We start from the raw sequence: 8,891 nt of genomic DNA on the forward strand, positions 1-8,891 counted from the left end.
CATAACCAAAATATACGAGAAACATAAAAATCCGGGAAGAGCTACGCCCCATCCCCCCTCAAGGGGGGACCGAGGGGGGGAGAACCCGGAATCGCCAGCCAAAGCACCTCCAACCATGCCATCAATTGTCCGACCTCCGGATTACCTTTGTTTAAGTTTGTGGACAAACACTAAATTAATAGTCAATGTTAATCGCAGTAAGACCCCTTTTTTTTAGTGTGAATTCAGTACTTTTAATTTTTTGTGAAAAGAACGATAAGATATGTCACACACCATAGATGTTCATAAAGAATTTGCCTCCTTTTTTAAAGATAAAAATCTGGAGACCGCAGCTTATGCTGTCTCTGAAAAATTAGCAGAAGGACATACCTGTTTAAATATAGCCAGGTATAATAGCGACCTAAGCGAGCAGCAGACGCAAAATCATAAACCGATTGAAATAGATTTGATAAGGAAAAGTCCTTTTGTCAGTGAAAGGGCCGATGTTGTTCAGCCGTTTATTCTCAGCAATGGCAAGCTATATCTTCAACGTTACTTTAGTTACGAAACGGAGATTATTAGTAAGATTGAACAAATGATTGGTGAAGAAGCTAATTCTGAATTCAATGGAGCGCTGTTGCTGAAGCATAAAGATTTCATCCTTGATTTATTTTCCGATCATAAAGTTTATGACGGGTTTAGCGCTGAAGAGAATATCAATTGGCAATTGGTGGGGGCTATAACGGCCATGCTTTCTGATTTTTCCATTATCACCGGAGGTCCGGGAACAGGAAAAACAACGGCTGTGGCCAAACTATTGGCTATAATGTACACCGTTAAACCCGATATAAAAATAGCCCTGGCCGCACCAACCGGGAAAGCGGCTGCCCGAATGAAGGAATCGTTAATGGCAGCCGTTATTCGGGGCGACAGGGGGGATGACAGGCTCATACGGGAGCTCAATGACGACATGCGGCATTTTAACAAACTTAGCGCAAGTACCTTACATCGTTTGTTGGGGTATCAGCCGGGGACGCATTACTTTAAGCACGATGCGCATAATCCACTCGATTACGATGTTGTTATTGTGGATGAGAGCAGCATGATTGGAGCAAGTATGATGGCAAAACTACTGAATGCCATAAAACCAACTTCAAAACTAATCCTGTTAGGCGATAAAGACCAGTTGGCTTCGGTGGAAGCTGGCAGTATTTTTGGAGATATATGTCTGACTCAGGATGGCTTAATGAATACTCTGAGTGCTGAACTTGCTAACCTGATTAATACATTCATTCCAAATGAAAAGGCCGGGTTGAGTGCCGGTTATGTTTTTGACGATGCACCCAACAATATTCTGCAACAGCACATTATCGAACTAAAAAAGAGTTGGCGCTTTAAAAGTACCGAAGGCATTGGCGGGTTTAGCCGGGCCGTTATTAACGGTTCTGTACCCGACGAATTAATTACAAAACCGGTTTCTCAAACCGGTCAGTATGTAAAAGTCTGTAATGATTACGAAGCAGCCGAGTTGACGAATTTGATGGATGAATTTAAGGCCTACATTACAGAAGAAGATATTCTGCAGGCCTTGAAGAAGATGAATCGGGTGCGCTTTTTATGTGCCGTTCGTTCTGGTAGATATGGTGTGCCGCATTACAATAAACTTATAGGTACTTATTTGGCAGAACAAGGTTTGCTGAAACCAACCGGCTCCTTTTATGAAAACCAACCCATCATGATTACCCGGAACAACAAGGAGCATAACTTATTCAACGGGGATGTCGGATTGGTACGTAAAGATACCTTAACCGATAGATACATGGCTTATTTTGAAGACGGCGAAAGTGATAGGGGCTATCGTGCTATTTCAACCACCTTTTTGTCGGAATTTACGACGGTTTTTGCCATGACCATTCATAAAAGTCAAGGTTCGGAATTTAATCGTGTGGGGATTGTGTTGCCCAACGATGAGAACATACCTTTACTGACTCGTGAACTGATTTATACTGCTATTACAAGGGCAAAAGAGCGAGCCATCATCTTTTCATCCAATGAAGTATTAAAAGCCGGAGTGGCGAAACAGGTAGAAAGGGCTTCCGGTATAACCAATCGTTTTTTAAACCCCCAAAAGTAAGGACAAGTGGCATTACATATCTGTTCATCAAATAGTATTGAGGCGTTATCAGCTGTTTTTAGTGACGCTATAAGGCATAAAACAAGTTGGAATCAGACTTCCTGTATTATTGTGCAATCAGAAGGCTTGCAAAAGTGGTTAATCAGAGAGACGGCCGCGAAAAATAAAATATTTGCCAATTATGAGTTTTTCAGTCCCGATGGTTTTATTGGGCATGTTAACCGGTTGACATTTAATTATGGCAATAGTTACTTTTCGACCGAAAATATAAAGTGGAAAGTTTATTCTTACCTCAACGATTCCGGGTTTATTAAACATTTTCCAACGGTTGCAAATTATTATAAAGCCGATGATACGAAACGGATTCAGTTAGCCGCGAAAATAGCCGATTTATTCGATCAGTATCAGGTTTACCGGCCTGATATAATAGGCGCATGGAATGACAATGCTGTGGTTGAGGCCACTTCTGATGATGATTTTAAGAAACAGGAACAGTGGCAAAGATGGCTTTGGCAAAAATTAAAAGCTGAGAGTAAAGGAAAGTACGATCAACTTCAGCTAAAGCATGGTTTGTTGAAGAAGTTGGATTCAGTTGAGTTTCAGTCTGAATTAATTAACCAATATCCGCAGATACATCTCTTCGGAATAGTTGTTTTATCCAATTATCACTGGGACATATATCAAAAGTTAGCATCTATTATTGATGTTTCTTTATACCTGACCAGTCCGGCAAGTGGTCAGGAGTGGTATCAGGACTTATCGTCAAAGCAGGGCAATGATTTGCTGGGTAGTTGCAAAGGATTAATGGTTAACCTGCACAAGTTACTGCCCATGGAGACCGCTCAGCAGCATTTTGTTACAAATGAAAGCAGTAGTTTATTATCAACCATTCAGAATGATATACTAAATAATAACAATGCGGGCATTCGTGTATTCGATACCACAAAACCTGAGGATTCAATACAAATTGCCTCGTCGTACACGCCTGTTCGGGAGGTGGAGGCATTGTATAATCATCTTTTAAATGAATTTGAGAAAAATCCCGGATTGAAAGGCTGCGACGTGTCGGTTCAAATGACCGATGTGAATCTTTATGCGCCTTTAATTAAAGCGGTATTCGACAATGCGCCGAAGAAAATACCGTATGTGATATGCGATCAGTCTTATTCTGAAGGAGATTCTATCATTAAGGCTTTAGACATATTTGTCAATTTGCAGTATTCCGGTTTTAAAGCCGAGAATGTATTGCAGTTATTTGATTTTAAGGCGGTACGCTTACGCTTTGATATTACCGATGTGGAACTGGTGCGCGAAATTATTGCCGATGCCAACATCCGTTATGGTATTGAAGGGAATAAAGAGGATGAGACCTACTTGTTTAGCTGGAAGCATGGAATCAAAAAGCTGGTATTGGGCTATGCCATAAAAGGTGGTGATGAATATTTGCTGGACGATACGGAACTCTTTCCATGTGATTCAATGGAAGGCAATGATGCCTTAACCATCTTTAAAATAAAGGCTTTTGCCGAAACTGTGTTTGACTTATATGAGCATTCGCTGGGCAAAAAATCAATTGAAGAATGGAAAGATTACTTGCTAAATCAGGTGTTTCCTGACTTATTTGTACTGGATGAAATATATGATGATGAGCTGGATTACATCTACCGCAAACTAGAGAATTTAAGTTCAATCGCCATTGATATGCACGAGCTTATTTCTTTCCGTGTATTCCGGGAGGGTTTAATGAATTTGCTTCGCTCGGAAACCATCAACAGTGTTTACACAAGTGGACTGGTAACCTTTAGCTCGATGATGTCGGTTAGTTTGATGCCATTTAAACATATTGCCGTGCTGGGGTTAAATTCCGATCTGTTTCCGCGTCATCAAAAAGTGTTGGGTTTTGATTTGATGGCCATTCAACCCATGGCCAACGACCGTAATATTAAGGACAATGATAAACACCTGTTTTTAGAAATCATATTAGCTGCAAAAAAACAGCTTTACCTTAGTTATATTGGTTCGGGCATTAAAGACAATTCTGAAATTCCCCCCTCTTTGTTGATTGAAGAACTGGAAGATTATATCGTTACAGGAACCGGAAATAAAGATTGGTTTGAGAATAAAATCAAGTATAAACACCCTTTGCATGCTTCCGGTAAACTGTATTTTGAAGGCGGTAAGTTTTTTACCTATTTGGGGCAAACGGTTGAAAGTGTTGCGGCTGATGTTGAAGTAACTAATGCTCTTAATGAAGACGTTGGCTTTAATTTTGATGAAATCAGTTTAAACGACCTGATTGGTTTTTATAAAGATCCCTTTAAGTGGTATTACAATAAAACTTTGCGAATTTATTATAACGATGAGGCTGTTTTGTTGCCCGAAGAAGAGCCTTTTGAATTGGATTATCTTCAAAGATGGTCATTGAAAAATGAATTGGTTCAACTACCTGCCGAAAACGAAGAAGCTTTTCTCAAACGAAGAAAAAATGATGGCTTAATTCAATTGGCCAACATGGCCGGGGCCGAAATTAATTTGGAGAAAGAGGCTATTAAAGCCTTAAGAAGTGAGTATCTAAAATATGTTACGGGTGAGCCGCAGCACCAAGCCATACTTTTAAAACTGGGTGATAGTGTTTTGAAAGGTAAAATAGCAAATATATTTGAGGAAGGTCAGGTGCTTTATAATGTGTCCGGCGTGCATAGCCAGACGAAGTATCTGGTCGAATTGTTTATTAAGCATCTGGCTTATGTCGTCAGCAATCCAAATGCCCGGTCTGTGTTTATTAGTGCGCATTATAATTTTTCATTGCGCGAAGATTTTGTAAGTGCCGGCGAAGCAAAAGTGATACTTCATAAGTTGGTTGATTTTTATAAACAGGGACATGACGAAATTATTCCTTTCGTTCCCCAGGCCGGGTTTCAATTAATTAAGAGACTCTATGATGGTACAATGGGGCAGGAGGAAGCATTAAATAAATCGGTTAATGATTTTTGGCAAACAAAAGCTTTCGGTGAAAAAATATTTCCCAGTGAATATGTTAAGAAAGAAGTTCAGGCCGGATATTGTGAGTTGTTGTTATCGAATCCCGATTTGCTAAATGATAAACAGATTAAGGAGCAGGAGCGATTGCTCGATATTTTCAGGCAGGTGAGTGAGTTGCTGTTTGGTAAATTATGTGATTTGATTTCAACATTATAATGATGGCTAAGACTAATTTTGACGTAACAAAAGTCGCTTTAAAAGGCTCTAATTTAATTGAAGCCAGTGCCGGAACCGGCAAAACTTATTCTATTGCCATTTTGGTGATTCGGCTGGTGATAGAAAAGAAAACAGAGCTCAGGGAAATTCTCATGGTTACCTTTACCAAGGCTGCTGTGGCAGAGCTGGAAGTGCGTATCCGTAAATTTATTCGCGAAGCTTTTTTGTATACAAGTCACGGAACTAAAATTGATGATACCATAAAGGCAATTGTTGACAATGGTATTCAACAATCTGGTAAAGATGAGGTTTTGGCGCTTTTAATGAACGCCAGACGACAATTGGATGAGACTTCCATATTTACCATTCATGGCTTTTGCCAGCTGACCTTAAACGAGTTTGCTTTTGAAACGGGGCAGGCTTTTAATAGTGATGTGATTGAAGACGAAGCGGCCCTCATTAACGAGGCTGTTGGTGATTATTGGCGTAAAAATGTAACGACCCTGAACCGTGATTTGTTGACGTTTTTACTACAAAATGGGCTGTCAAAAAATCAACTGATAAATGTGGTGTCGAAGGCAAAAAGGGGGAAGCTATTTCTATATAAAACGGATCATTCTGTCGACGACTATTGGGCGATGAAGGCGCAGTATGAAGATGATAATCAAAAAGCCTTGAAACGCTTTAATGACGAATTTGCCATTTCACCCGAAAGAACAATTCAGAATATTGGAGAAAAAGGACATGCCTTTAATGCGTTTGCCAATTTGATTGAAGACGCTGAAGCTTTCAGAAAGAAACTGCTTGAAAAGCAAAGTGCAAAATATGTGGGAAAAAAGTTTCCCGGTTTATTGAAGCTGGCTCTGGAGGTGGAGGAATTTTCAAAAAAAGCAGAAAGGGTGGCCCGTGATTGCATCAACTATTTATACGGTAATGCCATCTCTTTTTGTGATACTAAAATTCAAAACAAGAAAAAGGAACAGGGCCTTTTTTCATTCGATGATCTGATCAATAAGCTACATCAGTCAATTTCGTCAGAATCATTGCAGACTGCCGTCCGAAAAAAATATAAAGCCGTTTTTATTGATGAGTTTCAGGATACCGACCAGAAGCAGTATGATATATTCTATACCTTCTTTAATCAGCATGCCATCCTGTTTTATATTGGTGATCCAAAGCAATCTGTTTACAGTTTTAAGGGAACTGATTTAGACACCTATTTGAAGGCTGCTTCCGAAGTCGATGCCTCCTATACCATGAGTAAGAACTATCGTTCAACAGCGGCCTACAACAATGCCATGAACAAACTGTTTACCAGCATCGACAACCCTTTTAACGATTGTCGCATTGACTATGAAGTGGTAAGTGCAGGTAAATATTTAACGGAGATAAAAAAAGGGGGAGAGGCGGTTGATCCCCTTTCGGTTTTTAAGTGTGACAATAATAATGAGCTTGTTGCGCAAACCACCAATCAGGTTAAGGAACTTTTACTGGGCAATTATCAAATTGAAGGTCGAAAGATAAAACCTTCCGATATCGGTATTTTGGTTAGGGCAAACAGCAAAGGTCAGGCTATTAAACGCAGCCTGAATAAAGCCAATATTCCGGCCATTACCATTGATGACAGTCGGGTGATGGAAAGTGGGCAAAGTACTTTGCTGTTGTATCTGTTAAAGGCCATGTTTGAGCCGGGTACCAGTAACATCAATAGGGTGCTGCTGACTTGCCTCACCAATAAAACAAAGGATGATTTGCTGAAGCTGGACATTGAAGCCGATATCGGGTTTTTCAGGTCGTTAAACCAAACCTGGATAAGCAAGGGCGTTTTTAGTGCCATCAATGCTTTTATGGAGCAATATCATACCCTTGAAAATATTCAAACACAAAAATCGTCTGACGCCGAGCGCATCATTACCAATATATTACAGATAAATGAGATTCTTCACAATAAGGAAAATCAATCCAAATCATCTCCTAAAGAGTTGATTCATTGGTTGGAGTTTGCCATTGCCGGTGCCGAAGAAAGCGGGGATTACACGCAACGTTTAGAAAATGATGAGGATGCTGTGAAAATTGTAACCATTCATAAAAGTAAAGGACTGGCTTATAATATTGTGATTGCGCCATACCTCGATTTAATATCTGAGTACAACAATAAGAGAGACTTTATTGAATACAAAGACCCGGATGAAAATCAATATTGTTTTTCTGACGGGGTAACAGATAGAGCCCTGGGTTTATATTCCCGGCAAACGGAGCAAGAGAACAGGCGTTTGATTTATGTGGCGTTGACCAGGGCTGTTTATATGGGAATAATTATTCATAACACCTATGGTTCTAAGCCAAATGTCGGAATCAGGTCTTTTCTGGATAAAGTAATTCAAAAAGGTGATTTTACTTTTAGCGATAACCTTGAAAGTGACGATCGAAAATATAACGATCAAAAAGAGGAGATTGATAAAACACCTAAAAGCTTTTCAGACTCTGACGTCCATAGTAAATGGAGCAATTATAGCTTTAGCATGCTGTCGGAATATGAACCGCATGACAAGCCGCAACCCATTGTGTTGACGGGCAAATATGATCAATTTATTTTTGAAGAGTTCCCCAAAGGCGCGCTGGCAGGTAATTTTATGCATTACCTTTTTGAAAACGCCGACTTTACCGGCAATGATTTTAGTGTGGCTGTTTTAAAAGCTTTAAACAGATATAAATCAGTGTTTGGCACAGGTCATATTGATCTGGAGGAGAAGATAGCAGAAATGTTAAACCATGTTCTTAACTCTCCGATTCCTGCTGAAAAGCCTTTTGTTTTGTCACAGATTAAAAATGCCGGCAAACTTCCGGAAATGGGGTTTAATTTTAAGATAAACGATGTTTCAACGAAGCAACTTCATAGTCTGGTCCCTCATATTAATTTGAAAAGAGAAGGGCAAATAGAGGGCCTGATGACTGGTTTTATTGATTTGCTTTTTGAGCACGAGGGTAAATTTTATATCCTGGATTGGAAATCGAACTATTTAGGGCATTCAATAAGCTACTACACCCGCGAAAAGCTTGAGGTAGCCATGCAGCAAAGTAACTACCATTTGCAGTATTTGATTTATACGGTAGCCACTAAACTCTATTTGCAAAATACAATTCCGGACTTTGACTATAATACGCATTTTGGTGGTGTTGTTTATGTATATGCCAGGGCTTGTCGAAAAGATGGCAATACAGGCATCTATTTTACCAAACCTGAATATCGGTTGATTGAGAAGTTGGAAAAGGTCCTGGTCAGCGGGAAAGAACCTGTTTAAGTTATTATTGCCATTGGTGAATTCGTTTTTCTATGGTCGCTGCTATTGGGGTGCTCCTTAAAAAATCCGCAACCCGGAAATATAATCCGATTGAGAGCCGGAGATTTTAGGAGACACTAAAAAAAACATGTTGAGCTCTTATAAAAATATGATATGGGTAAAAATAAAATTCGTTTTGGGCTCTAAAATTTTTTTGGACGTCAAATCAAAATTGAATTGGGCTCTAAAATTTTTTAAGACGTCAAATCAAAATTGAATTGGGCTTTAAAATTTTTTAA

The 8,891-nt window shown here is 39.5% G+C and carries 3 protein-coding genes; all 3 read left to right on the plus strand.

What is annotated here, in order from left to right:
• The first annotated feature begins 262 nt into the window (after window positions 1-262).
• From recD to ACT3CD_RS12325, 3 genes are read left to right on the plus strand one after another with little or no spacing between them, the layout of a single operon-like run.
• Window positions 263-2,113, plus strand: a complete 1,851-nt coding sequence (gene recD / locus ACT3CD_RS12315; RefSeq protein ID WP_444645935.1) for an exodeoxyribonuclease V subunit alpha — start codon at window positions 263-265, stop codon at window positions 2,111-2,113.
• Between the two features lie 6 nt (window positions 2,114-2,119).
• On the plus strand, window positions 2,120-5,311 hold the full coding sequence (locus ACT3CD_RS12320; protein WP_444645936.1) for an exodeoxyribonuclease V subunit gamma: 3,192 nt from the start codon (window positions 2,120-2,122) through the stop codon (window positions 5,309-5,311).
• Window positions 5,312-5,313: 2 nt separating this feature from the next.
• Window positions 5,314-8,613: a UvrD-helicase domain-containing protein gene (locus tag ACT3CD_RS12325; protein ID WP_444645937.1), complete on the plus strand. Its 3,300-nt coding sequence runs from the start codon at window positions 5,314-5,316 to the stop codon at window positions 8,611-8,613.
• The last annotated feature ends 278 nt before the right edge of the window (window positions 8,614-8,891 follow it).

The sequence above is a fragment of the Geofilum sp. OHC36d9 genome, assembly GCF_052400685.1.
Classification (GTDB): domain Bacteria; phylum Bacteroidota; class Bacteroidia; order Bacteroidales; family Marinilabiliaceae; genus CAZHHH01.

Bases quoted from the DNA above. Each gene is read 5' to 3' on its own strand.
- recD (WP_444645935.1), top strand. From the start codon at position 263: ATGTCACACACCATAGATGTTCATAAAGAATTTGCCTCCTTTTTTAAA.
- ACT3CD_RS12325 (WP_444645937.1), top strand. From the start codon at position 5,314: ATGGCTAAGACTAATTTTGACGTAACAAAAGTCGCTTTAAAAGGCTCT.